This window comes from Pseudalkalibacillus hwajinpoensis, assembly GCF_039851965.1.
Taxonomy (GTDB): Bacteria; Bacillota; Bacilli; order Bacillales; family Guptibacillaceae; genus Guptibacillus; species Guptibacillus hwajinpoensis_E.
Genome location: NZ_CP156675.1, coordinates 226,601 through 251,540 on the forward strand (window position 1 = coordinate 226,601; position 24,940 = coordinate 251,540).

Annotated in this window: 22 protein-coding genes; 10 read left to right on the top strand and 12 right to left on the bottom strand. The window is 35.4% G+C overall.

Annotation, left to right across the window (positions count from 1 at the left end):
- Positions 1-201, top strand: a complete 201-nt coding sequence (locus ABFG93_RS22235; RefSeq protein ID WP_347552971.1) for a DNA-binding protein — start codon at positions 1-3, stop codon at positions 199-201.
- Positions 202-244: 43 nt separating this feature from the next.
- Here ABFG93_RS22235 and ABFG93_RS22240 read toward each other — a convergent pair whose 3' ends face one another.
- Together ABFG93_RS22240 and ABFG93_RS22245 are read right to left on the bottom strand one after the other, a co-directional pair.
- Positions 245-391, bottom strand: coding sequence for a hypothetical protein (locus ABFG93_RS22240; protein ID WP_347552972.1), 147 nt, complete (start codon positions 389-391; stop codon positions 245-247).
- A 47-nt stretch (positions 392-438) separates the two neighbouring features.
- Positions 439-687: a hypothetical protein gene (locus tag ABFG93_RS22245; RefSeq protein WP_347552973.1), complete on the bottom strand. Its 249-nt coding sequence runs from the start codon at positions 685-687 to the stop codon at positions 439-441.
- A gap of 1,441 nt (positions 688-2,128) precedes the next feature.
- Here ABFG93_RS22245 and ABFG93_RS22255 point away from each other — a divergent pair.
- From ABFG93_RS22255 to ABFG93_RS22265, 3 genes are read left to right on the top strand one after another with little or no spacing between them, the layout of a single operon-like run.
- The gene (locus tag ABFG93_RS22255; protein WP_347552974.1) at positions 2,129-3,622 is read left to right on the top strand and encodes a spore germination protein; all 1,494 of its coding nucleotides are present in this window, start codon (positions 2,129-2,131) and stop codon (positions 3,620-3,622) included.
- 33 nt (positions 3,623-3,655) lie between these two features.
- A complete protein-coding gene (locus ABFG93_RS22260) occupies positions 3,656-4,756 on the top strand; it encodes a spore germination protein (RefSeq protein ID WP_347552975.1) in 1,101 nt (366 codons plus the stop codon).
- Entirely contained in the window at positions 4,746-5,894 is a 1,149-nt protein-coding gene (locus ABFG93_RS22265; protein WP_347552976.1) for a Ger(x)C family spore germination protein, read from the top strand. Before ABFG93_RS22260 ends, ABFG93_RS22265 begins: the two co-directional genes overlap by 11 nt.
- Positions 5,895-6,759: 865 nt before the next feature.
- Here the strand turns inward: ABFG93_RS22265 and ABFG93_RS22270 are convergent.
- Positions 6,760-8,133 (bottom strand): amino acid permease, encoded by a 1,374-nt coding sequence (locus tag ABFG93_RS22270; protein WP_347552977.1) that lies wholly within the window; start codon positions 8,131-8,133, stop codon positions 6,760-6,762.
- A gap of 56 nt (positions 8,134-8,189) precedes the next feature.
- Positions 8,190-8,597, bottom strand: coding sequence for a hypothetical protein (locus ABFG93_RS22275; protein WP_347552978.1), 408 nt, complete (start codon positions 8,595-8,597; stop codon positions 8,190-8,192).
- Positions 8,598-8,856: 259 nt separating this feature from the next.
- Here ABFG93_RS22275 and ABFG93_RS22280 point away from each other — a divergent pair, with 259 nt between their 5' ends.
- The 3 genes from ABFG93_RS22280 to ABFG93_RS22290 all read left to right on the top strand — a co-directional run bounded on the left by ABFG93_RS22280 (position 8,857) and on the right by ABFG93_RS22290 (position 11,173).
- Entirely contained in the window at positions 8,857-10,020 is a 1,164-nt protein-coding gene (locus ABFG93_RS22280; RefSeq protein WP_347553243.1) for an MFS transporter, read from the top strand.
- Positions 10,021-10,181: 161 nt separating this feature from the next.
- Positions 10,182-10,415 carry a hypothetical protein gene (locus tag ABFG93_RS22285; protein ID WP_347552979.1) on the top strand — a complete coding sequence of 78 codons (234 nt, stop codon included), beginning with the start codon at positions 10,182-10,184 and terminating at the stop codon, positions 10,413-10,415.
- Between the two features lie 131 nt (positions 10,416-10,546).
- The gene (locus ABFG93_RS22290) at positions 10,547-11,173 is read left to right on the top strand and encodes a LysE family transporter (RefSeq protein WP_347552980.1); all 627 of its coding nucleotides are present in this window, start codon (positions 10,547-10,549) and stop codon (positions 11,171-11,173) included.
- 179 nt (positions 11,174-11,352) lie between these two features.
- Here ABFG93_RS22290 and ABFG93_RS22295 read toward each other — a convergent pair whose 3' ends face one another.
- The 5 genes from ABFG93_RS22295 to ABFG93_RS22315 form a co-directional block, all read right to left on the bottom strand.
- Positions 11,353-11,562 (bottom strand): hypothetical protein, encoded by a 210-nt coding sequence (locus ABFG93_RS22295; RefSeq protein WP_347552981.1) that lies wholly within the window; start codon positions 11,560-11,562, stop codon positions 11,353-11,355.
- 414 nt (positions 11,563-11,976) lie between these two features.
- Positions 11,977-12,381, bottom strand: a complete 405-nt coding sequence (locus ABFG93_RS22300) for a hypothetical protein (RefSeq protein WP_347552982.1) — start codon at positions 12,379-12,381, stop codon at positions 11,977-11,979.
- Between the two features lie 5 nt (positions 12,382-12,386).
- On the bottom strand, positions 12,387-13,544 hold the full coding sequence (locus tag ABFG93_RS22305; protein ID WP_347552983.1) for a ParM/StbA family protein: 1,158 nt from the start codon (positions 13,542-13,544) through the stop codon (positions 12,387-12,389).
- Between the two features lie 1,127 nt (positions 13,545-14,671).
- The gene (locus ABFG93_RS22310) at positions 14,672-15,220 is read right to left on the bottom strand and encodes a hypothetical protein (RefSeq protein ID WP_347552984.1); all 549 of its coding nucleotides are present in this window, start codon (positions 15,218-15,220) and stop codon (positions 14,672-14,674) included.
- A complete protein-coding gene (locus tag ABFG93_RS22315; protein WP_347552985.1) occupies positions 15,195-15,977 on the bottom strand; it encodes a ParA family protein in 783 nt (260 codons plus the stop codon). Before ABFG93_RS22315 ends, ABFG93_RS22310 begins: the two co-directional genes overlap by 26 nt.
- Positions 15,978-17,424: 1,447 nt before the next feature.
- Here ABFG93_RS22315 and ABFG93_RS22320 point away from each other — a divergent pair.
- Positions 17,425-18,648, top strand: coding sequence for a replication initiation protein (locus tag ABFG93_RS22320; protein WP_347552986.1), 1,224 nt, complete (start codon positions 17,425-17,427; stop codon positions 18,646-18,648).
- A gap of 1,404 nt (positions 18,649-20,052) precedes the next feature.
- On the opposite strand, the gene ABFG93_RS22330 is transcribed toward ABFG93_RS22320, so the two are convergent.
- The 3 genes from ABFG93_RS22330 to ABFG93_RS22340 form a co-directional block, all read right to left on the bottom strand.
- Entirely contained in the window at positions 20,053-20,391 is a 339-nt protein-coding gene (locus ABFG93_RS22330) for a hypothetical protein (RefSeq protein WP_347552988.1), read from the bottom strand.
- A gap of 457 nt (positions 20,392-20,848) precedes the next feature.
- Positions 20,849-22,528: a sensor histidine kinase gene (locus ABFG93_RS22335; RefSeq protein WP_347552989.1), complete on the bottom strand. Its 1,680-nt coding sequence runs from the start codon at positions 22,526-22,528 to the stop codon at positions 20,849-20,851.
- On the bottom strand, positions 22,513-23,244 hold the full coding sequence (locus ABFG93_RS22340; RefSeq protein WP_347552990.1) for a response regulator transcription factor: 732 nt from the start codon (positions 23,242-23,244) through the stop codon (positions 22,513-22,515). The genes ABFG93_RS22335 and ABFG93_RS22340 overlap by 16 nt, the downstream gene beginning before the upstream one ends.
- Positions 23,245-23,338: 94 nt before the next feature.
- Here ABFG93_RS22340 and ABFG93_RS22345 point away from each other — a divergent pair, with 94 nt between their 5' ends.
- Both ABFG93_RS22345 and ABFG93_RS22350 read left to right on the top strand, forming a co-directional pair.
- A complete protein-coding gene (locus tag ABFG93_RS22345) occupies positions 23,339-24,022 on the top strand; it encodes an ABC transporter permease (RefSeq protein ID WP_347552991.1) in 684 nt (227 codons plus the stop codon).
- Positions 24,022-24,939 carry an ABC transporter ATP-binding protein gene (locus ABFG93_RS22350; protein ID WP_347552992.1) on the top strand — a complete coding sequence of 306 codons (918 nt, stop codon included), beginning with the start codon at positions 24,022-24,024 and terminating at the stop codon, positions 24,937-24,939. Before ABFG93_RS22345 ends, ABFG93_RS22350 begins: the two co-directional genes overlap by 1 nt.
- Position 24,940 lies beyond the last annotated feature (1 nt).

Here is a 24,940-nt window from a genome sequence, read left to right on the forward strand (position 1 = left end):
ATGATTAAGACTAAAGCTGATTATCCTATAATATTAACTGCTTTAGAAGTTGCTGAAATTTTACAAACCTCAAAATGCAACGCATATAGAGTGATGGACTTTAAAGGATTTCCTTTAGTTAGAGTAGGTAGATTAAAGCGAGTAGGACGTGATGCTTTTTTTGAATGGTTTGAAAAACAAGGGAGTAATACTTTTGAGTAATAAATTAAGATACGATGTAATGTATTGCCTTGAAAAGCTCCTATCAGGGGCTTTCTTTTTTTTGATCGTCATCATCCTCTATATCCTCATTTCGTATCAGCACCATCTTACTCTTTCCATCTCCCCACATTACCCGGAATACAGCGCCTTCCTCAGTTTGACAGATGAACTCATAGTCAACGTTGAACACGTTCATACCTCCCTAAGAAACAACTAAAATAAACTAATGAACATATCCTACAGCCAAAAGGCAACCATCACTCCTAAGATCAGCATAAACGCAAGGAACGGCAGTATATACCACAGCGCATATCCTTTCAACATCATGTTCCCCGTCTTAGCGAGTTTCTCTTGTTCACTCATCTTAGGCTCATTCGCATACTTTTCTTTTTGTTCTGCTCGCGTAGCCCTAAACTCGTCACCTACTTTTTTGAAGTCTGCCTTCGTTTCCTCTTTCCACTTTCTCATATCATCCTTGAATCCCATGATAATCCCCCTTTTATCTTGTAGAATATCTTTGCCGTTCCTTTGCTAACTTGATCAGACTGGGCATTAGCACTTCAATAAACCTCTTGTACTGGGCTTCAGTGAGTTGGATTTTTATTTGTATTCACCTCATTTCTCAACCCATAAGGTAGCTTATGGTAGATAAAAAGACAGGCATTAACCTGTCTTCGTTGTTGAACCTACGCGTACACTCATTGGTTTCTTGGCCATGTCGATCAGTTCTTTAGCATTTTGAGTTTGAAGAATGCGAAACCTATACTGCCCCAGGGTATATTTGTTTGAGGCTACTATCCAGACCCGAGGGTATACTGGTTTATTCTCCGGTTGCCATTCCAGTTCCTTCCACATATTGCTGTAAAAATACTTCTCGTAGCGCTTTATCTTCTCTGTCATAATCCTTTTTGAATATATACTGCGTTGGATTTCAACCCAGAAGGGGGCTCCACGCCAAATCATGAAGATATCCGGCCTCATATCGTCGTACTGAGGCTCGATTATGAAGGTTTTTGGCTTAGAATATCTCAGTAGCTCAAGGTAGAATGATGCGATCTCAAGAAAATGTTCTACTTTTTGCCCATCTTTCTTAATTCTTGAAGGAGCTCAAGTGGTGTCGAGATTCTCAGCAAGTTTTCTGCCGTATCTTCTCTGAAAACTAGAATAGGAAACAGCACACGGAATTGCTGGTCTCTTTCTATAAAATCAAAAAGGTCTTTTACCCCTTCTTTAGCTAGATCTTCTCCAATCGGCCATCATTTGAACATGAGGAAAATAGAGTTCATTTGCTGTTTTTTTTTAAGATTGCCGTATGTATCATCGAAGGCAGCCACTGTGACTTCGCCTTTTCTCTCCTCTCCATAATAAAGTTCACGTCGAGTTTTTTTAATCGCTTTGCCATGCCAAACATTGTTCCTGGGATACCATCAGCAAATATTTGATACTCTTTGGCGGCACACCTCTCCATTTATATATAATTTGTTACTGTCAGAATCTGATTTTTTTCCCCATATAAATGACTTATATTTAACGTTCCTGATTCATCAGTTAGCTTTACTAACTTCACCTATTTTGTGGAACAGTAAATTGTAAATAGCTTTAATTCACGAAATATATCATTTAGAACTCACGCTGCTTAGGATATACCTTTAACTTCTAACCTTCCAAGCTTGTCTCAAAGATGATTATTAAACTTATATAACTTACTCTTTTCGCACACACTAGTGTAAAGGCTTTATTATATGGAATCAATTACGATAAATAGAACACTTGGTTTGCATAAGAGGTGATGTTAAATGTGGGGGAAAATTTTTTTCTACCTTCCTGAATGGGAGGTTTTTCTTCAGGCTTTTACTGTATTTTTCATTCCATATGCAATCTCAAAATTTTTTGCTTGGGTTCGGGACTCAGATAAAGATGGAGATGAATGATAGTGGAACAGCATTCAAAATTTTTCACGGGAGAGCTTAGTAAAGATTTAAAAGCCATCAAGCAGGAGATCGGCTATAATTTTGATGTGCGTTTTCATGAGTTCAATATAGGTAGCACCGATACTCGTGCAGTTATCATTTTCGTTGAGGGCCTTTCCGATAAAGAGCTAATCGAAAAACATATTCTAAAATCACTAATTCCCCCTATTTCAGCAAACCCCAAACATAGAAAAAAAGATTTACTTTCCGTAGACTATATTAAAAATTACATCCATTCTCTCATTGAAGTAAAAGAAGTCAAAACCATGGAAGAGCTCGTTCCTGAGGTTTTAATAGGGTCGGCGGCTCTTTTAGTTGATAGAGCTTCCACAGTATTAATGCTTGATACCGTAAAAGGAAAAACACGGGACCTACGAGAGCCACCTTCCGAAGAAGCAATCAGAGGACCCCGAATTGGTTTTACTGAAAATTTAAATGATAACAGCGCGTTATTAAGACAAAGTGGGAAAAATGAGAAATTATCATTAGTAAAACACGAAGTGGGAGTACGATCAAGAAAGAATCTTGTAGTTGCCTATATCACGGATATAGTTGACCCTGAGTTAGTGAAAGAGGTAAATAAAAGAATTAAAAAAATCGATATTGATAATGTAATGGAATCGGGATTCGTTGAGCAATTGATTGAAGATAATTATCTAAGCCCTTTTCCGCAAGTCCAGAATACGGAACGACCAGATCGTGTCATGGCCGCATTGATGGAAGGCCGCGTAGCTATTCTCTTGGCCGGGACGCCATTTGCTTTAATTGTCCCTGTTACCTTTAGCATGATGCTGCAAGCGCCCGAAGATTATTATGACCGTTGGATAGCAGGATCTCTCATTCGTCTATTGCGTTTTTTTGCAGCCTTTATTTCTCTTTTTGGCCCATCCTTATATATAGCCTTTATATCCTTTCATCCAGGATTAATTCCAACCGAACTTGCCATTACTGTGCTTGGAACGAGGGCTGGTGTTCCGTTCCCTTCCATTATTGAAGCCTTAATAATGGAAATATCTATTGAAATTCTACGTGAAGCTGGACTGCGTCTGCCAAAACCTATTGGACAAACGATTGGAATTGTAGGCGCACTGATCGTTGGAGAGGCTGCCGTACGAGCAGGAATTGTCAGTCCTATGATGGTAATTGTCGTGGCGATAACGGCAATTTCTTCGTTTGCTCTCCCACAATATAGTATAGGTATATCTTTACGAATCCTTCGTTTTGGAGCAATGATTTTCGCCTCGATGCTTGGTTTATTTGGTGTGGTTCTATTCTTTCTGTTGCTTTGCAGCCATTTTGTACAGCTGAAAAGCTTTGGTGTGCCTTATGCCAGTCCCTTTGTCCCTTACAGGTTTAGTGACTGGAAGGATTTATTGGTGCGTATGCCGATTAAAACGATGAAACGCCGCCCGAGGATGCTCCATACCAAAGATTCTATTCGGAAAAAATAAGTTGTAGTTGATAACATAGGGAGGATAGGATACATGATAAGTCTGCAAGAAAAAGACAAAATAAAGACTTCGCAAGCGACAGTTATTCTTATTAATTATACTCTCGGAGTCGGCATTCTGACCCTCCCCCGAACAACAGCCCAGGAAGTACAGACACCAGATATCTGGATAACCGTTTTACTGGGTGGGCTCATCTCGCTACTCGTAGCGATAATCCACGTTAATTTAAGCCAACGGTTTCCTGGGAAAACTTTTTACCAATACACCCAAACCCTTGTAGGTAAGATCATTGGGAAGTTGCTTGGTCTATTTGTTTTAGGATACTTTTTAATTCTTTCTGCATTTGAAGTCCGAACAGTTGCAGAAGTGACAGGTTTTTATTTGTTAGATGGTACTCCTACTTGGTTTATAACTATGCCTTTTATGTGGATAGGACTTTATTTAATCAGAAGTGGGATTAATCCTATTGCCCGGTTGTATGAACTGATTTTTCCTATAACTGTTATTCTATTTTTACTGCTTATCTTGATGAGCTTTAAAATATTCGAATTAGATAACCTGCGCCCTGTATTGGGTGAGGGGGTCATACCAGTGTTAAAAGGAATTAAGACAACGGCTCTCACATATACAGTTGCAGAAATTATGGTGGTCATTATTGCTTTTATGGAACAGCCAAAAAAGGCAGTAAAAGTTATTATTGTTGGAGTAGGGATTCCTGTATTATTTTACTTGTTAACTGTACTTATGGTTATAGGGGGATTATCCATTGATGTAGCTGTAACGAAAACCTGGCCTACAATCAGTCTCATTCAAAGTTATGAAATCCCTGGTTTAATTTTTGAAAGGTTTGACTCTTTTCTACTAATAATATGGATTATGCAAATATTTGCTACATATGCGATATGCTATTATGCAGCAGCGCTAGGGTTATCCCAGCTTTTCAAAAAGGATATCAAGCCGATGATGTTTATATTGATACCTATTATTTACATCGTTTCCATGCTGCCGAAAAATATCAATGAATTATTTAGCCTTGGAGATATGATCGGCCATGCTTCCTTTGTTTTATTTGGGTTATTACCATTATTACTTCTTATAGGTTCATGGATAAAGGAGGGAAGACATGAGGCTTAGCCATATCAGTAAATGGAGCGTTTTCGTCCTTTCCCTCCTATTTCTAACTTCTTGCTGGAGCATGAAAGAAATTGAAGATTTAGGGCTTGTCTTAGGAGTAGCGATTGATTTAGAAGAAGAAGGATTAGAAGAGAACCTAATAACCCTAACCAACCAGTTAGCCAAGTCTAATAGTTCAGAAGCTGGTAAAGAAGGAGGGGCATCATCATTCAAAAATGTTTCCGAAACAGGACATTCCCTTATGGGGTTGACACTTGATTCTTTATTAAAAAACAAGGAGATCCCTTTAGCTCACCATATAAAGGTTATTGTTATTGGAGAGGACTTGGCACGAACAACAAACCTACAACAAATTCTGGATTACTTTTTAAGAGAACACGAAATAAGACCAAGTTGCCTTATTTTAATTGCCAAAAATAGAGCAAGTCAAATACTTGAGACAAGTGACCCATCTGTCGTGCCATCGCTAAAGCTTGCACAAATGACGACTAATACTCACAAAAGAAATTCTAAAGTATTACCTCCCGTATCACTCCTAAAATTGAGCAGGGAAATACAATCAGAATCTAGCTTTCTTTTGCAAAATGTAATCTCAACAAATGGAGAAGTCACATTGGAAGGAGCTTCAGTTTTTGAGGGAAAAACAAAAAAACTTAAAGGTTTCTTAACTAAGGAAGAGGTCATGGGAATTAACTGGATAAAAGGAAATGTAAAAGGCGGTTATGTAGAAATCTTTGTCGAAAAACAAAGCAATCCTATTGTATTCGAAGTATTGTCAATGAAAACTCATATACAACCACACGTGAACGGAAATAATATCTCTTTTGAGGTAGACATAGAGTCTGAAGGACGTATAGGGGAAGACAGAGGAATTTCTATGAAACCTTTTTCTGATGATACTCTAGCAAGAGCAGAAAAAGCCATTGAAAAAGAAGTGAAACGACTAGTAGAAAGTGTATCAGAAAAAACACAAGAAGAACTCCAAGCAGATGTTTTTGGATATCGAGATAGTTTAAGGATCCATTATCCTAAAGTGTGGAAAAAAGTAAAAAAAGACTGGGATCAGACATTTAGTGAAGTACCGATCGAATACAATGTAAAAATAACCATTAAAGATTTTGGAACGATTGGGAAATGAAAAACATAAGTCAACAGCTGTATTAAAGGTATTATTGTCCTATATTTAGGTCTTTATCACATTTAACAGCGTATAGGAATAACGAACTCTATAGTTCTGCCACTGTATCGCTTTAATTCCACCATAATGATAAGGATTTCAGTTGAATTTTGCTGAATTTATAAAATGGTCAAGTTGTGATATTTAATCAAAATCCGTCAATAAGAGCGATAACAAGAAAAAGTAACAAGGAAGCCTCCGAACCTCTATCATGAGGGGGACCCAGTGAAAAGAACCTAACGGTGAGGGAAATTATTCACTCACCGTTAGGGCAGCTGTAGGGCTGGTAAAGATGGATATAGAATATTCTTTACTGTTATACCTCCGAATATGTTCCATTTCCTCTACAGAACAATAGCGCACCTCATTACCATTATCTAGATGCAGAAACTTGATTTCTCTATTTATATTTCGGTAATGATTTTCAATACTTTTGCTCCTCCTGCCACAATGATAATTGAGTGGCCTTTAGAAGATATTTCCCTAATTTCTTGATAGATTTCTTTACCTTCAGAAAGAACTGTACTACTCCCCAACTTGATTACATATAAGCTACTGATTATGGCCACATCCCTTCGTTTTGAAAACTCAAAGCTCTTCCTCTGAAAAGTCAAAATATTGATTGAATGCTCGAACAGCTTGACCTGCAGCCCCTTTGGAATGTTTCTCTCATCCATTTTATGTTGATTTAGAAGTAACTTTAGTCAATGTTGGGGATTGCGCTCAGATCTTATCTCTCCAGTAAATCTTTTTAGCATTTCCCAGTAATTATCCCAAAGGGAATTCAAATGCTGGTTATTTACGATGTACTCGCTTGAATGTCTGTTTAATAATATTTGATCGACTTCTTGTTCTTTTTCCATACACTCCTCATCCTTAGACATACAAGAGAAATAATAGCAACAAAGATAAAGCTAACAAAGAAACCTGGACGAAGTTCATTTCCAATGATAGTACCACTTATTGCAGCAAGGATTAACAAAAGCCCTAAATAAGAAAACATTTTATTCCATATCGTATATGTTAAAATACGAAAAGAAGATGTAATGATAAAAAACCAATTGTACAAAAGTAGAATTCCTGCTGCGGTTGTGATGTACTCATAGGTCTTTTCTGGAAGTAGCAGGGCTGTCACAATTGATGCCACCAAACCCATTGTAGCGAGTCCCAAAGAAGCAATTGGTAAGTTCTTGAATTTGTCGCTCTTCTTAGCAAATAATGAGGGAGCATCACCATCTTCAGCCAGGGCTTTAAGCAAGTTAGTTACTCCATATAAGGCTGCGGTCATTGTTGAAAACCCTGCTATAATAATTGCCCCATTGAAAACGTGTGGAAAAAATGCAAGATCATATTTTGCTAAGGCTGTTACAAATGGACTTTCATTCACTTGAAATGATTCTAGTGCCACCATTGAGACCGCAAGTCCAAGAGATAAAACATAAACGATTGTTAAACTGGTTAACATGATTTTCCCTGCCTTAGGAGCATCTTCCTTCTTATTCAATTGCAACGCCATAATGCCGATCACTTCAATTCCCCCATAGGCATAGAAAGCATAAATAAGAGAAGCCCAAAAACCTTTAAATCCCTCAGTAAATAGTTCATTTCCCTTTAATGGCAATTTAATTGGCTTTCCTCCACCCTTTATCCAACCAAATAAAGCAGAAACTGCAAGAATAATAAACATCACAATTGCAGCGAATTTAATGATGGCAAGAACATTCTCAATTTTATCGAAGCCCTTTGTGCCTGTGAAAACGATCAAAACAGAAAGAATCGCATAAGCAGTTGCAAAAATCCACAAGGGGATATGAGGGAACCAAAAACGGGAGAGGATGGCGAGTGCAATCAATTGACTACCCATGATCAAAATATTTGAAAACCAATAATTCCACCCACAACTAAAGCTAGCCCATTGTCCATAAGCCTTGCCAGCATAATAACAAAAAGACCCTTCCTGTGGATCTTCTGCTGTCATTTTTGCTAAAATATCAAATACGATATAGGTACCAATTGCTGCTAGAATGAACGATAGAACAATGGAAGAACCCGTAATTTTGATTCCAATTGTCGATCCTAGAAAATAACCAGTTCCAATCGTACACCCGACACCAATTAGCGCTAACTGCCACCATTTCAATCCCCCCCTATCACTTGCTTCCTTAGAGATCGTTTCAATTGAACTACTCTTTTTACTCATTTACTTGCTCCTTGCCTTCATATAATTGGTAACCATTTATTATCCAATATTTATATTCATCCCAAACTACGTGGATCAAAGGATATAGCGTCTATTGAAGAAATTCTGCCTCTCCACCAGTTAGAATGACTATACCCCTCTACTCCTGTGAAAGTAATGTCTTTTAAATGAAGAAAAGTCGCAGGGTTTTCCTCTTTGCTATCCTCTAGCTGCTTTAAATAAGCTTCTTTCAATACAGTAAATTTCTTGCCAATGATTTTTGACATCGTATTATCCTTTAACTGTTTGGATATTTCTGAAATTCCTTCATAGTAAGCATTGGCCCCGATTAAAATACCTGAAACAATGACTCCTTTTACATTTAAAGTGATGGGTACTTCTATTCCATCTTCCTCCACTAGTGATAAAAACATCAATATTATGGCGTCATCTGTCCCGGCTGGATCATTCTTTTTATTTGACATCTTTTATTTCACCTCAATATTTAGGTTTACTTTCTCCATTAAAGCTCAAATACTTACTTCATTAATTTGCTATAAGTTCAATTTAATATTCACTCATTTAACCAAATGAAGAATATTCAAATGTCATGAAATCAATACTAAAATGTAAAGACATTATACAAATAGTGAGTTTGCACAATAACCTAAAAAAAGGTGATGAGAGGTGCACAAAAAAAAGAAAAAGCTTGATTTATTAGCTGTATCATCAGTCCCACTTGTTATGACACTAGGTAACTCAATGTTAATTCCAGTACTGCCTTTGATTGAGAAGAAACTAAGAATATCATCATTTCAGGTTTCATTAATCATAACGGTTTATTCGATTGTTGCAATTGCATTAATACCCATTGCTGGTTATTTGTCGGATCGATTAGGCAGAAGGGTTATCATGATACCTTGCCTTGTTTTAGCGGGGATAGGAGGTGTTGTATCTGGTTGGGCTTCCTGGCAAATGGATGATCCTTTTCATATGATCCTTGTCGGAAGAGTCCTACAAGGGATAGGATCTGCAGGAGCAGCTCCAGTGGTCATTCCTCTAATAGGAGATATGTTTAGTGATGATAAGGAGATCACAGCTGGGTTGGGTACAATTGAAACCTCGAATACAGTAGGAAAAGTATTAAGCCCGATAATAGGTGCTTTATTAGCATCGTTCATCTGGTTTTTACCATTTTGGTTTATTCCTTTTTTTAGCCTCATTAGTGTTTTACTTGTTATTTTCTTAGTGAAAATTCCAGATATAGATAATGAAAAACAGTCTGTTACTGAATTCACCAAATGTGTTAAAGATACTTTCAAAGCAAATGGAAAATGGCTTTACGCTATTTTTGTTATTGGATGCATTATTATGTTTGTTCTATTTGGTGTTTTATTTTACCTCTCAGACACATTGGAAACTTACCATCACATCAAAGGCGTAAAAAAAGGGTTCTTCCTTGCGATCCCTTTGCTCTTCCTCTCTATAAGCTCCTTTGTTTCCGGTAAGAAAATGGGTCAAAAGAAAAAACTAATGAAATTAGTCATTGCTGGTGGCATGGGATTATTGGCCCTTTCGTTTGTTGCATTACGATTACAACACTCATTTCTCTTTTTGCTTCTTTTCCTTGTATTTAGTGGCATCGGGATTGGGATGGCACTTCCATGTCTTGATGCTTTAATTACAGAAGGAATTGATAAAGGAGAACGTGGCACCATTACCTCCTTTTATAGTGCTATGCGATTTATTGGTGTTGCAGCAGGACCTCCAGTCTATGCGTCAGTTATGTCTGTTTCCCACCATCTTGTCTTTTATCTGTCCGGTGGGATAAGTCTATTTGCCTTACTTATCGTAATTGTCTTTGTAAAACCGGAAGAGAAAAAGGAGAGTACAATCAAATATGCTTGAGAAGTGCAAGAGAAAAAATGATATTAGCTGATACAGTATCGTGATGGAACAGACAGTTGATCTATTAGAAATAATCATCGATTATTGAATCAGACCTGCTTCAAAGCAAGTATAAAAGGTTTATTTAGTCAAACATACTAATAAAAAGTAGGAGGCTTGAAATGACTCATCAAATGGATTATTTACATGAACAATTAAATAACGCGAGGATAGCTGTTGAACATAAACAGCAAAACAATACAGGTTATGCAGAAGCACAACAATTTATTAAGTTAGCAGAGGAAGCGTTAAATGAGGTAATGATTAATCCCGATAGTGAAGTGGATAAAAAAGAAATTCAAAGAGCTACGGATTTGTTACGTTTGCTCGAAGAAACAAATCAAGCAACAACCTAATAGAGACAAGAAAACACATTGCTCCCTTGAGCAATGTGTTTTCTTATTTTGGCCACAATAATTGACTCGTACATTAATTAACAAATACTTGAATATGAATGGTACAAGCTGATAAAAGGGAGTGAAATATATTGAGTATATTCCTCGGTTATATTTTTCTTGGTTTGTCATTAGCTGCACCTATTGGACCAATAAATGCTGCTCAAATTAATCAAGGAATTAAGAATGGTTTTTTCCATTCTTGGTTAATTGGATTAGGTTCAATTGTGGCTGATCTTTGTTTTATTCTTGGTGTTTTTTTAGGAGTTGTGCACTTTTTAGAAATTCCTTTAATGAAGTCCTTTCTATGGCTTTTTGGTTCATTTGTTCTTTTTTACACCGCATTTGAAAATTTGGGAAGCTCGTCCCAAATAAATTCCCCTAATTTGAGAAACAAGACTTCCTTAAGCAAAACATTTATGAGTGGGTTCCTGTTATCGATTACTAATCCCCTGTCTATCCTCTTTTGGTTAGGTATATATGGATCAGTCTTAGCAAACACAATAAATCGGTATGATAATCTCCATTTAATTATGTATGGAGGAGCAATTATCCTTGGATTAATGATATGGGATATTACCATGGCCACATTATCAAGTGGTTTCGGAAAAATACTAAACGATCGTGTACTTAAAACAATTTCCCTCGTATCAAGTTTAAGCTTACTCGGTTTTGCCATTTACTTTGGGTTCCAAGCGTTTACATTACTATTTGGATAATAAGGGGAGACATTGCTTAAAATACAGAATAAAATTACGAACAATGGAACAAGAAAACAGAGTGCTTTAAACAAGATAGTTGGAAAATGGTGTCGCTCTTTCCCACCCCCACCAGATCGCCATCAAAATTTGGAAGCAAATGCCTGCAGGTGCACGAATTCAAGAGCAAGAAACCGTAGCTATCCTGGTTCATGGATATTGCAGCAAGTTTGGTTACAGTAGCCATCATTGGGCAATCTATCCGTGAATATTTGGTCAGTTTCATCTTCAGAAAGCGACGCTCGGTGGAAAATGCTTTTTAGTGACTTCACTCCTACCTCATATGTTGAGCTGAAATGTTCTGCGTCATCGAACGATGCGTACATCGGTAGAACCTGTTCTCTATTCATGATTCGGTCCTTCCCGTCCCATCTCGAGTTTGAGATGGGACTATGACCTCGGCTGACTTCTGATGGTTCAGTGACTTCTCGTGAGGCCAGTTACCATAAGTGTAGGGCATGGGCCATCAGTCCTCCCCGGGTAAGCGCACAAACTTCCTCTCCATCTACCCGCCTTATTTACTGTCCTCCCCTTTGGTTGTAAGGGCTAATGTATCGTCATTTCATCCAAGAATGACAGCCTCTTATGAGGTTCGTGTTCCTCGGGTCGGAGATTTGCCTTCAGCTTCTTTCAGATTCCGGGTTGCCCCGGACACCCTTGCCTTTGGCTAACGGTTACCACAACCTTCACCGTTCGGGACTTGAACTCTAAAGCGTGCACGACATTCCGGTGCACACCACAAAAAGAATGAGCCATAAAAAGGCTCATTCTTCTTCAAAATCAAACATACTTTTAGCGAATCGATTATGAACTGCACTTGTTTCGAATAGTAATTCTTCTTTTCTTTCGTGAAGTTCGGAATTCTCTTTTTTCACAGGAGAATCTTGGGTTATCATTTGGTAAATGACGTGTCCGAGAAGACGTTTTGTAATTTTGTTCTGAAGGACTTCTTGCTCCTCTTTCGTTAAAGAAGCTGGCATGGTCAAAATAATATCTTCAGTAGCTTCCTTTTTATTTAAAATACCCTCAAATAATATAGTTGCCAGTTTTCTACTGAAGTTGCGTCCCTCTACTTCCTTTAGTTCGTTTAAAAAACTCAAGACTGACTCAGGTGTATCATTAGGAAGACGAAAGGAAATCGTCTTTCCCCGATCATAGAAACCTGACATGTTTATCACTCACTCGCTTTTGCGACTTCTAGTTCAATCCCTTTTTGCTGTGCATAAATCATAGATAGTTTGTAGTATGCCCTAGCGATTGTCCAAATGGCATCTTCAGAAGATAAATCACCTATAAAAGTTATTGGGTACTCCTGTTTTTGCTCATTAATTCTCTCAAGGTATGACTTCAAGAGTAATGAGCCTCCTCCAATTAAATAAGCTTCATCAAGGTCTGGTGTCTTTCTCCAAATATGCTCAACATGACGATATTGAACTTTTGCTGCTTTTGTAAGTACTTCATCCACCAATTTTTGTATAGATACGGGTTTTCCTTTGACTTTTATATGATTTTTACGCTCTGCTTTTCTACCTGTTATCACATCGACTACTAGTGGACGACTCTGGAATTTATATTTATATTTATCGTAAACACTCTCAGCAATTTCATCCAAGTAAACAGAAATCCCTTCATCAATGCCAATACTTGAAATGTTATCAATTTCCCCGTTTGGATTGATGACAGCTGCATCTGTCGATATTCCTCCGATATCATTAATTAATATTTTCTTTTCCAACATGCTTTGGTTTCTCGTTTGTCCATTATCATAGGTGGTTAGATCAACAAATGCAGCAAACCCTTCAATGTTAACCAGTACTTCTTCGAATTTAAGGATCACTTTTTTTCCTGAATGATTAGGCGTTTGAAGAAAACGAACTTCGTGTGTTGATTGCTTTAGTTTGTCACGGAATACTTTTCGATATTTTTGCTTTGTTTCATCTAATGGAATTCCTGTAGATAAAAAGTATGTTGCTTGAATGATTCCATCTTTTTCTTCATATGTTTCGACTGCATCAACTGCAAGTGATGTTAATAGCATAATGAGTGTCTGATCACTCGTCGCTTTGTCCGAATCCGACGTTAACTCATCATTGAATTGATATGTTGTGGCGAGTTTTCCAACTGCATAGATTCCTTTACCTTCTTTAAGACTGGAAGATGTAACTTCTATGTGCAACCCGTTTAGTGTCTCTTTTTCAAGTTCATACTCTTGCCTCTCTTCGCCCTCTTCTGCAATAACATTCGGTATGTAAAGCTCTTTATTTAAACTTCCAAAATACCCTTTTAAAGCATCATTACCTACGTCAATAGCTGCAATCCTCAAAATATTCACCTCTTCTTAGTTATCTGTTTGCAATTATATCATATTTGCAAACAATTATCTATTTATGTTTGCAAATAAGACCATTCTGCATACAAATCATTTTCTTATTAATCTTTTACTTTCATACTGGGAAAAGAAAACCACGAAAATTATCTTAGTAAAATATTGATTTTATCGGCTGTACCGACTAGAAAATCAACATTATAAATTTCTGTTTTAAAAATTACATATAATTTAACGTAAACAGTAATATATTAATGGAAGTACTTGCGTTTCATATTTCGTATACGATTTATATTACAGTTATTTAATTTATTATTTTTATGGAAACGTTTATGTAACACATTATATAAGAAGATAAGTAAAATATTATGTTTGAGTGATACTTTTTCGTATTCAATAGCTGCTTATTTTATAAGGTGGTTTCTAACTGATTTCCCTCGGAAATCAGTTAGCGATCTAAAGTGTAAACAGTTTATGTTTTAGTTTACTATGATTAAACCTATTTATTAAATATGATAATAAATAGGTTTAAATAAGGAATTACACTTATGTATTCTAATAAACAAACTCTTAATGGTATGTAACATGAAACTGTTACATACCATTAAGAGTTTGTTTTAAGAAGTTAAATAATATTTTATGTCTATATAAACATGAAATGTAATTGAAAGTGGATAATTGATATTTTCACCTGAAAGTAGTTAGAACTTATGACTCTTATAAAATAATCTATTATGATGCAGTTTTTCTACGTTGGAGAACTATTTCCATAAAAGCTATTTTTGGTTAGTTACTTATTAACCACTTTCTGTTTTAGATGAAGTTCCTGGTTTAACTAAAAATTTTAGGATCTATAAATATGGAAAGGGGAGGGGACTATAAAATAATTGCTTAGTTTTATATATTTTCAATGCTCACAAAACGTTGATCGCCATGCTCGTTCTTAAGAAGCCTGTTTTATTAACACTGAAGCAAATTTACGCCAGATTTTAATTGCAATCTGTAATCACAAAACTCATATTATTGAGTTGCTTCACTGCACAAAAGTGCAGGGGCCTGCAAATAACTTTTTTCCATATAAAAAAACATAACGTGCAGTGACTGCATAGTCACTGCACGTTATGTTTTTTATCTTATTTTGATTCTATCTCATCTAACAGCTGTTCTAAAGCAAAATTAATAGCTCTAGTTTTAAATCCTTTTCCTTGATTAGCCGATACTTGCTGAAGTCGCTCTACTAGATCATTCCTCACTAGGTACGTTTGGCGTGTATGCGTATCCTCCATCGTTAGCTTTTTGTTTTTGGACTCTAATAACTCCCAAAATTCATTATCTTTTTGTAGCACTTTAGGAGAAGCTTGTTTCTTTTTACTCGCAGCTTTCGTCGATACGCTTTTTGGTGTTTCTGCCTGTTTCTTAACTTCTGCAGTGTCCTGCACTGCAATATTTGCAGTCTCCTCTGTTTCATGTTGGTTCTCTTCCCTATGAGTTTGATCTACAGGATTCTCTGAAGAGTGAATAGAGTTACTGTTACTATTACTGTTACTATTACGTTTTTCTGTTACGTTTTCTTTGTTTGCATCACCAAAAAATGCAGCTGCAGGGCTTGGCCGCCGATTTCCTGATTTCACTGCAGACTTTAATTTATTAGTAGAATTAGACTTTTTCTGGTTTTCCGACACGACCAATCAACTCCCTTAAGAATTTTTTGTGATAGCTAAATGCTTGATTTGCTTCTTTATTTTCCCATAGTCCATATACTGGTAAACGGCCAGTAGTGGCCCTTCGATGGATAACTGTATCAAAAACTAGTTCTGAATATTCCTCTTCGATTAGTTCGATCATTGCCTTTGAGTCCGTCCTTTTTGCATCAGCTAATGTTCGCAAAATGCCTGCTATTTGAAGATCAGGGTTTATTTTAGATTTAGCTGCTTCAATAGTATCTAAGAAACGAGGAATAGCCGAATAGCAAAATTTACTCGTTTCAAACATAATCACAACATGCGTTGATGCTCCTAAGGCATTAATTGTTTGTTCTGATAGAGCAGGGGGGGTATCTATAATAATATAATCATAGAAGTCCTTCACTGAACTAAGAGCGCTATCCAAAGCTAAAGAAGGGTTTCCGCTATATTCCCGGAACAGATACTGCGCAATGGTTGCGAGAAAGTCATCTGCAGGAAGGAGATGGAGATGATCATCCATTGCCTTTATGTAAGGGCGAGCATCTCCTTCTTTAATAGCTTCTAACACCGTTTGTTCTTGAAAGTCATACAAATCATCACTACCACTGATGAATTGAGTAAGGTTTCCCTGAGAATCCATATCTACAGCGAGAACTTTATAACCTCTTTGAGCTAATAAAAAAGCTGTAATACCCGAGGTTAGAGTTTTACCGACACCGCCTTTTTGAACACCGAAAGTAATCACCTTAGCCATGTTTTTCCTCCTTATCAATCTATTACTAGTGAATATTATACCATCATATTTAAGGAAAAAGAAAATTTAATAGGATAAGATTATGTACTAGTAAACTGTTACATATAGTATTACATAACATGTTGTTTGTTGTCTTTAATTTTTACGATATTTATATTCACTCCAAGAGATAATCGATGCTAGTTCCACCTCACAAATTTAGATAAGGAATAATTCTATTTAATTCCCAAAAAATAATCGATATAAAAATAGAGACCTTTGTTGCTCTAAATAAATATGATGTGCTATTCAAGTAGAAGAGCGTACTTTTAAAATCAAAGTTCCGAAGTGATAGTCAGTTTTTTCCGAATAAATCACATATTATAAACAACAAAAAAGTAGACTGTTTTGCTGGAATAATGTTGTAAAGAAAATCAAAGTGATCATCCTTTATTAAGTCGGAGTGGTTGAAGAAATTGACCTTACCAGAGAAATGAAAATATCTTTTAGATGAGGTTTATATAGGTCTTGAAAGAAAAACATTTAAAGTAATTTATTCAATAATAATTATGATAAACATCATCATTAAGTAATTATGTTTTATTAAAGTATTACGTAAACTGTTACATAATTAAATTGAGTTTGTTATTGGCAAGTTAGGTCGTTACTTTTATCCAACGGATGTTTGCAATGGAGATAGGGGAGGGGATCATTAGTGTACGTCTAAATTTACTGTCTTCAATAAAAGTGATTGAGAAATGCACCTTATAAACTGAACTGATTTATTATCAATGCAATTTATTAGTTCAGGGTTTTGAACCTTTAATATTGAAAATTATTTGGGTTGAAAAGAACTTATAATAATTTAATAGAATACAATCATCATTCTTTTGTTTGTTTTTTATTTTGTTTTAATTATTTGTTTTAAATGTTTCTTGTTTTACTGTTTTAGAGGGGTATGAACCTAGTGATATCAAGGCTTTGAGAGATGAAAGTATCACCAATTTTGCGCTAACTATCACTAATTTTGCGTATAGTATCACTAATTTTGCGCTAACTATCACCAATTTTGCTAAGAACCATCACCTTTTTTGCTACTAACGCTCACTAATTTTGCGTATAGTATCACCTTTTTTGCTAACCATCACTAATTTTGCTAGGAACTATCACTTTTTTTGCTATTTGATCTAATTTCCCCTTACACAATAAATTCTTATTAAACTATCACCAATTTTGCTAATGGATTACTATTAACGCTCACTAATTTTGCGTTTTAGAGCTGTTTTGTTACCAGAAAACCCCTTTTTGAAGGCATCATGAACCGTGGATTTTAATCCCATGATTTTATTATCACTAATTTTGCGTCTTCCACCCAACAAATGTGTTAAAACTAGGGTGAAAAACAAATATTTACTTAAAATCACTCCTATGATAAGTTAGTGATAGTTAAGTCGAGAGGATGTCATTTATGAAGAATCAACTTGATATCAAACAAAGCGAACTTCAAAGCATAGACATAAAAAACTGGGTAACAAAGTCAAATGAATTAATTGAAAGTACATATAAACTATCTTTGCAAGAACAAAGAATTCTTCTAGTGATGGCTTCAAAAGTTCAACCTAGTGACGAAACGTTAAAAACGTATAGTTTTAGGGCTAGGGATTTTATTGAAATCATAGGAAATAAAAAAGGAACTGGATTTTACTCTTACTTAAAAGAAATTGTGAAAGGGCTTCAAACTAAAGTGCTCACAATAAAAAAAAATGGGCAAGAGCGTGATTATAGCTGGGTCATTACTTCTATTTATGAAAAAAATGAAGGTTACATAACTCTACAATTCCATCCAGATCTGAAGGATCTTTTTTTAGAACTTAAAGAAAAGTTTACTACCTATCAACTTGAGAATGTAGTGAGGTTAAATTCTGTTTATTCGATCAGAATTTATGAGCTTTTAAAGCAATATGAAAGGTTAAAAAAGCGACAGCTAACAATGTTAGAATTGAGGAGCTTACTTGGTATCGAGCCAACAAAATACAAACAATATGGCCACTTTAAAAATAAGGTGCTTCTTGTCGCGCAGACGGAAATTAATCAAAAAACTGATATTAATTTTGAGCTTAATGAAATCAAAACGGGTCGAAAGGTAACTAGCATTGAATTTAAAATCAACGGCAATTCAAATAAAGAGGTTAAAGTCATAACCGAGCCTAAGCTTGAAAAGACATTAGAGAGTGAAGAACCGAATCTTTTTACTATGACTCAAAATGAAGATGTGTTAGAAATTCAAGAGATTGGTTTAACCCTTGGGCTAAAATTGTCTGAAAAACTAATAAAAGAATGGCTTAAATACCCTAAGGAAAATATTATTGATTTAATGAATATGATCAAGTACAAAGATGATATTAAAAATCCAATTGGATATATTTCTACTGTACTACCGAAACAAGCCCAAGAGAAAAAAGAAATAACAGACCCAATTCAAAAAGCGATCCGTGATCTAATTAAGAAATATATTCCTAGTCAAAAAGTTTCACGATTAGATTCACTACCGGATTTTATAATAAAAGAGTCAGCTATGAAAGAGTTTATAAAATTGATGGATGTAGATCAAGCTGAAAATGTGTGGAGAGAAAATAGAGAACAAATAACATCGGAAATAAATGAACAAAGAAGGAAAATGCAATTCAGCTAATAACTTTTAAAATCCTCTCTAGGGTGTAGAGAGGATTTTTATTATTCATTAGGTAATTACCCCTTTGAAACTCTAAAAAACCTCATATAGTGCCTTAAAACGAGATATTTACTACTGTATATTTAAAAACTACCAATATTTGAGTGAAAACCAAGGAGTTGCACCATGATTTTCACTATACGTTGTTATTTTCCCTATCTTAAGTACTGTTAAAATTACACGTCATTAGCTACTAGTTCTATTTGAAATATATTACATAACCTTAAACATAAATGTATGAGCTTAAATTATATGTTACTGAAATATATTACATAATATTAAACATAAATGTATGAGTTTAAATTATATGTTTCGTAAAAATATTATTAACGGTTTTGGTCTAAACACCATTGGACAAGCTCTTCCCACATTTTCAGAGAATGTACCATATTTTAGAAAAAAGACAAACCATGAACCCCCGTTTCTCAAAGGTTTAATAATGAAGTCATGAGATAGTCCAGCATAGCCCTTTTTACATTCAAAGAACTCCGAATGAAGGCATGAATAAGAATGCAGCATGAGGAGCATTGAAATTTGGTTTATACTGAGCATCTTCGAGAATCTCACGAAAAACATTATTCTTAACGGGTGTAGAGAGAAAGTGACGCACAGATTGACGAGAACGTACAACTTCTTGAAAAGATTTAATAAGCAGGCACCTCTGCAGATTTCATGAATATGCTCTAAATGCGAATTGTACGAAAAAGTATAACGGATAGGCTAGAGGGACACATATTCCAGCAATGGAGCACCTGAATGAGCTTGAACTCAAAGCAGTTAGGACCAGAAATATGGAGAGTGCTAAGAAAAGCGCTGATGCCTTATAGGAAGATAGAGGCAGGTCCCTAAAAGTATATGGGATCTCTTTTTATGTGACCATCGGAGTAACAGATTAATTGATAAAGCAAAAGAACTTGCTCGTGATATCCTACCTTATCCAGCAGTGACAAATAATCGTTTTGGACTTGGATTCTATTTTATATTGATTGGTGGTCTAATGAAAATGAACTAAACCATCATGTTTATATGGAGTCACATGAAGCCCCTGGTACTTTTGAATATGTGACTACTAAAGGATTAATTGCGTGCTGTTGGGATCTAAAAGTTTTAAGTTACGAAAGAGATTGTTGGATAGAGTCCATATTAAATAATCCAAAAGGCTCCCCAGATATAAATAGGTATTTAAAAATGCTATTAAATGAATATTTACCCTTCACATGTGGGAAGGAGTGGATTGAGAAACTCTGACGAAATATCTAACAAAAAGATCCCGGCAAGGCATTGCAGCTATTGAAACGGTTGCCTAAAGATCTCCTAAATAAAACAGATCTTTACACAGGATGTAAAGATCAAAAAAAGCAATAACTATTTGTAAGACTCTAAAATTTCTAACCCCTTTTCTTTAACCATCCCTGAAACTACAAGCGATTTCACAATAGAGATAATGTTAGTCCTATTAAAAATAGGGTTGACTTTTAATGCTTTTTGTTCCAAGGCAAAATTATTACCATTGTAATTTTGTATATGTTTTGTGAATTCTTTCAAATCTTTTTTGGATAAATCATATGTAACTACTGTTTCGTGTATAGTTGGCTCTTGCATTCTATCGTCATTTAGTAATCCCACAAGTGTAAGGAGACTGCGGTTGTGAAATTTTAATTTCTCTATTTCAGCTAATAATTCTTTATACTGGTTATTTTCCATTATGCTCTTTTTCCTTTCTTATAATAGGAATGCATCTGTTGCCCACGCTATATTTCGAGCATGGAAAGTTTGAACTATAGCAGAAAGGGGAGATTGATAATTTTCACCACTTCGCTGTACTGTCACTGACTACTTCCAGAACAATACGTAAGGCTTTACCTCCCTATCGAAAAGCATAAACGATAGGGAACTAATATAAAAGCTAACTATAGATCATATTTGCAAGTGTAGAATATGTTGAGGTCCTTTTGGTCCGTCATAAATTTTGTTTTCGTCTCCAAAGCTGGTTTTTTTATATAGGTTTATTGCGGCTAAATTTCTCTTGTTAACCCCAAGAACAATTTCATTGGTATTCGGAAGAGTTTCTTTAACAAAAGAAGGAAATAATTTTAGTCCTAGTATAGCTAGTCCCTTACCTTGCCGGGAACTAATTACTTTTTGCCAAATTATTGATCTCTTAAGTTTTTGAGAGATTGAATATCAATCTGACTTTCGTCCCTTGCTCTTTTTCGCTAAATACTTCTATCTTTCCATTATGAGCTTCCACTAATTGTTTGGTAATTGCTAGTCCTAGACCAGACCCCTCCTGGTTAGCAGTAGTTGAAATACCTCTATAGTACTTAGTAAACAAATTCTCTAAGGTTTCCTTATCCATACCTTCCCCATTGTCTTCTACTCGGATGCAAAATCTCGATTCTTCACAATATAGCCTTACGGTTATTTTTGTATGAGCATTGTTATGTTTGATGGCGTTTCCTAACAAGTTACCAATGATTCTTTTAAACCACTTAGTATCCATTTCAAAATAAATTGGATTTTCCGTTTCATCCCTGAATTCGACATTATACTCAGAAAACTCAGGGTGGTTAAAAAATTCGATTATAATTTCTTTTAAAAGTGGAGAAACCTCAATTTTTTCTTTTTGCAATGGCAAAGACTCATACTTCAATCGATACGTTAAGCTTAGGTCATCTATTAATGACTGAATATATTTTCCTTTATCATGAAGAGAGTTGCCGATGTTTTGTATTTCAGGTGCAGACCACTCGTAGTCAAGCGATCTTAATAAAACCGCATATCCGACCATAGAACTTAAAGGGGTTTTTAAATCATGTGATAAACCGGCAATCCAATCTTCTCTCATCTTTATTAACTTTTCATTATGTCTTTTGTTCTCTTGCAACTTGTTTGTAAGAATTCCTAAAGATTCATGGATCGCAGAAAAAACACGTGGAAAGCGCATTTTTCTTCCTTTTTTCAGTCCTGATGGCTTCTTCAATTGGTTGTTTGCTAAATTTTCAATCCATTCAAGCATATGGAGAATTGGAATTCCCCACCGTCTTGCATGATAGTAAGAGAGCAGTACCAAGCAGATGAGTACACATAGCAGGAAGATACTCAAATTTATAAGGACAGAGACTCCAAGTTCATTATCTAAAGAGTTTGCGGTATATGCCCCTTCCCTAGGCGCCCCCAGTACAACAGTATTGTCTGAAATTGATGTTGTCGCAATGTCGTAGTGCTTGTTACTTACTGGTGTTGCTTCGCTTATGATTTCTTCATTAGTTAATTTTTGAGGTTGATTAAAACTGTCTACAATATCTCCTGTTTGATCGTAGACTATATACCAAGCCTTGTCCTCTTGAAGGGTATTCTGGAAGGAAGAAGAACTTAAGGTTTCAGCATTTCTTACGGTGTTTATAAGCTGCTCGCTGATTGAGGGATAGCCGTATAAAGCCATAAGCTCCTCATTTATCATCCAAGACTTAAACTTGTAAGGGGAGTCAAAATCTTTTGTATTTATATTAATTAAATCATGCATAGAGTAGTAGTTTTGCACCTCATCGGGCGTTTTTAAAGAGTTAACAACGTCCCCATTTTGGACATCAATAACTTGAAGCCATCCGTGATTTTGGTTAATGTTTTCTTTTATATCCTCACTAAACTCCACACTGTTATTTTTTGTGTTTACATTTCCTTCTATGTAATCGTTTGTTGCCCGGGTAAAATCTGAATTGTATTCTTGTTGACTTAAGGTTTGATATAGGTAGAAAAAGAAAACACTGATGAGGATTGTACATAAAATTAAGAAAAAAATATGTTGCAAAATAAATTGTGAGGTTAGTTTATTGTGCATTCTGCCTTCACCATCTTATATCCTAATCCTCTAACTGTTTTCAAAAATATCGGTTTAGAAGGATTGGGTTCAATCTTATCCCTCAGCTTGTGAATATGTACAATAATTGTATTATCATCTATAAAATTTCCTTTACTTCCCCAAACCTGTTCATATATCTGATCCTTTGTTAACACTCGCCCTGAGTTTTCGCAAAAAAATACAAGCAGTTGATACAGTTGTGCTGAACACTCCCTAGTCTCTCCTTCAACAATCAACTCTGCAGCTTTTTTATTTACTTTAAAATAGCCAAAGTCTATTCCTTCATCCTGTTCATGTTTTTTAGGTTTTGTATATATTGTGCGTTTTAAAATTGCTTTAGCTCTTGCCACAATTTCTAACGGATTAAAAGGCTTCGTTATGTAATCATCTGCCCCAAAAGCAAACCCTGTTAATTTATTAAAATCTGTATCTTTTGCTGTCAAAAAGAAAACGGGAGCGTCGGACGCATCTCTTACCGAAGGTAAGATCTCAAATCCAGATTTACCTGGGAGCATTACATCTAAAAGAATTAAGTCGAAACTATATTTTTTCACTAAATCTAGGGCATCTTCTGCATTGGTACATAGGGTCAAGTTTGTAAAATTTTCTTTTTGAAAGGTGAGACGTAGCATTTCTAAAATATCTTCATCATCGTCTACTATTAAAATATTAGGTTGAATATCAATGTCCACCATTTAACACCTCTTTTTCTAATTAATGTAATGTTAATCTAAATTACAGGTGCTGTAAATCTTCTGATGCTACATTTTTAGTGAAGGAGGAATATTAATGTGGGCAATATCTTTACAAGAATTAAAAGGATTATCTAAAGGAATAAGATCCATTATTATTACAGCATTCATCACAGGGATCTCCTTATTGTTCGCTTATTTAGCACAAGAAAATGGAGAATTGATTGGAGGGATTAGTAAGGAAAGCGCCTATACCAGTGGGTTGTCAGTAGGTGTTATTTTCTTCGGCATTTTATTTGTGTTTATACTCTCTCACGATGCTATTAGTAAAGAGAGTCAAAATCGTACGATGAGGTTCATAGTAACAAAAACCTCCAGAAAAAACATTATTCTGGCTAAAGCCATAGGTATTACCCTTTTCTGGATAGCTGTTGTTTTCCTTTCCGTAAGTGCCATTTCACTAGTAGCAAAAATGTTTTTTATTAAAACATTTCTTCAATGCATTGTTTTCTTATTTTACGGGATTTCGATTACTCTGTTGGTCTCTACATTATGTAAAAAAGGGTCCCAATCTTTATTCATAGGGTTACTCGTATCACTTCTTTTACCAGCAGTTAGTTTCGCCACAATCTTTTGGGATAACATCTTTATTCAATGGGTTAAGTATTTAACCCCCTATTATTATATGGATTTGGGTTTAGGGTATTTAACAATTGTATTGGTTTTATCCCTTGGGCTCTTAGTTACTTCCTCCATTTTATTTGAAAAGAGGGATTTATAATGACTATTATAAAAACCAACAATATAACAAAATCTTACAATGATAAGAAGGTGGTTAAAGACATCTCTCTAGAAGTAAAGGAACAAGAGATTTTTGGATTTTTAGGCCGTAATGGGGCTGGGAAAAGCACCTTTATTAATATGATTACCGGCATTATTTTACCCACTTCTGGTACCTTTGAATTGTTAGGGGAAACCGATCTGAATGTAGTCAAGAAAAAAATAGGGGTCTTGCCGGATTATTCAACCTTTTACGACTCTTTGAGTGCTTTAGACCATTTGAAATTTTATAGTAAAATTCAAGGGGTAAAACCTTCAAAAGAATATCTTATGGAAACTCTAGATCTAGTAGGACTCACAGGTAATGAAAAGCAAAAAGTAGGAAAATTCTCATTTGGAATGAAAAAGAAATTAGGGATCGCTCAAGCTATCGTAAACAAGCCCGAGTTGCTCTTCTTGGATGAACCCACTTCAGGAGTAGATGCAGAGTCAGCGATTCAGATCAAGCAATTGATAAAGAAACTAAATGAAGAAGGCCGGACTATTTTTATGACCTCTCACAATTTAAATGAAGTCGAAGAAATTTGTTCCCAAATTGCTATTATGAGCGATGGAGAAATTCGTTCAGAAGGAACATTACGGGAAATTAAAAGCAATTACACCACCTCATTATTAGCTAAGGTTAAAGTCCAGCCAATCATAAAACAGCCTGTTCAAAAAGAAATTTCTACATTCTTAGAAACGAATTTCAGTAAATTTCGTTGGGATAGTAACTACTTAACAGTAGAAATTGGAAATGAAAATGAAATTCCTGTGATACTCAGAACGTTAATGCAGAGTAAGGTGGATATCTTTGAAGTGAAAGTCATTGAACCGTCATTGGAAGAGGTTTTCCTAGAAAAGAAGATCGCTATATAAC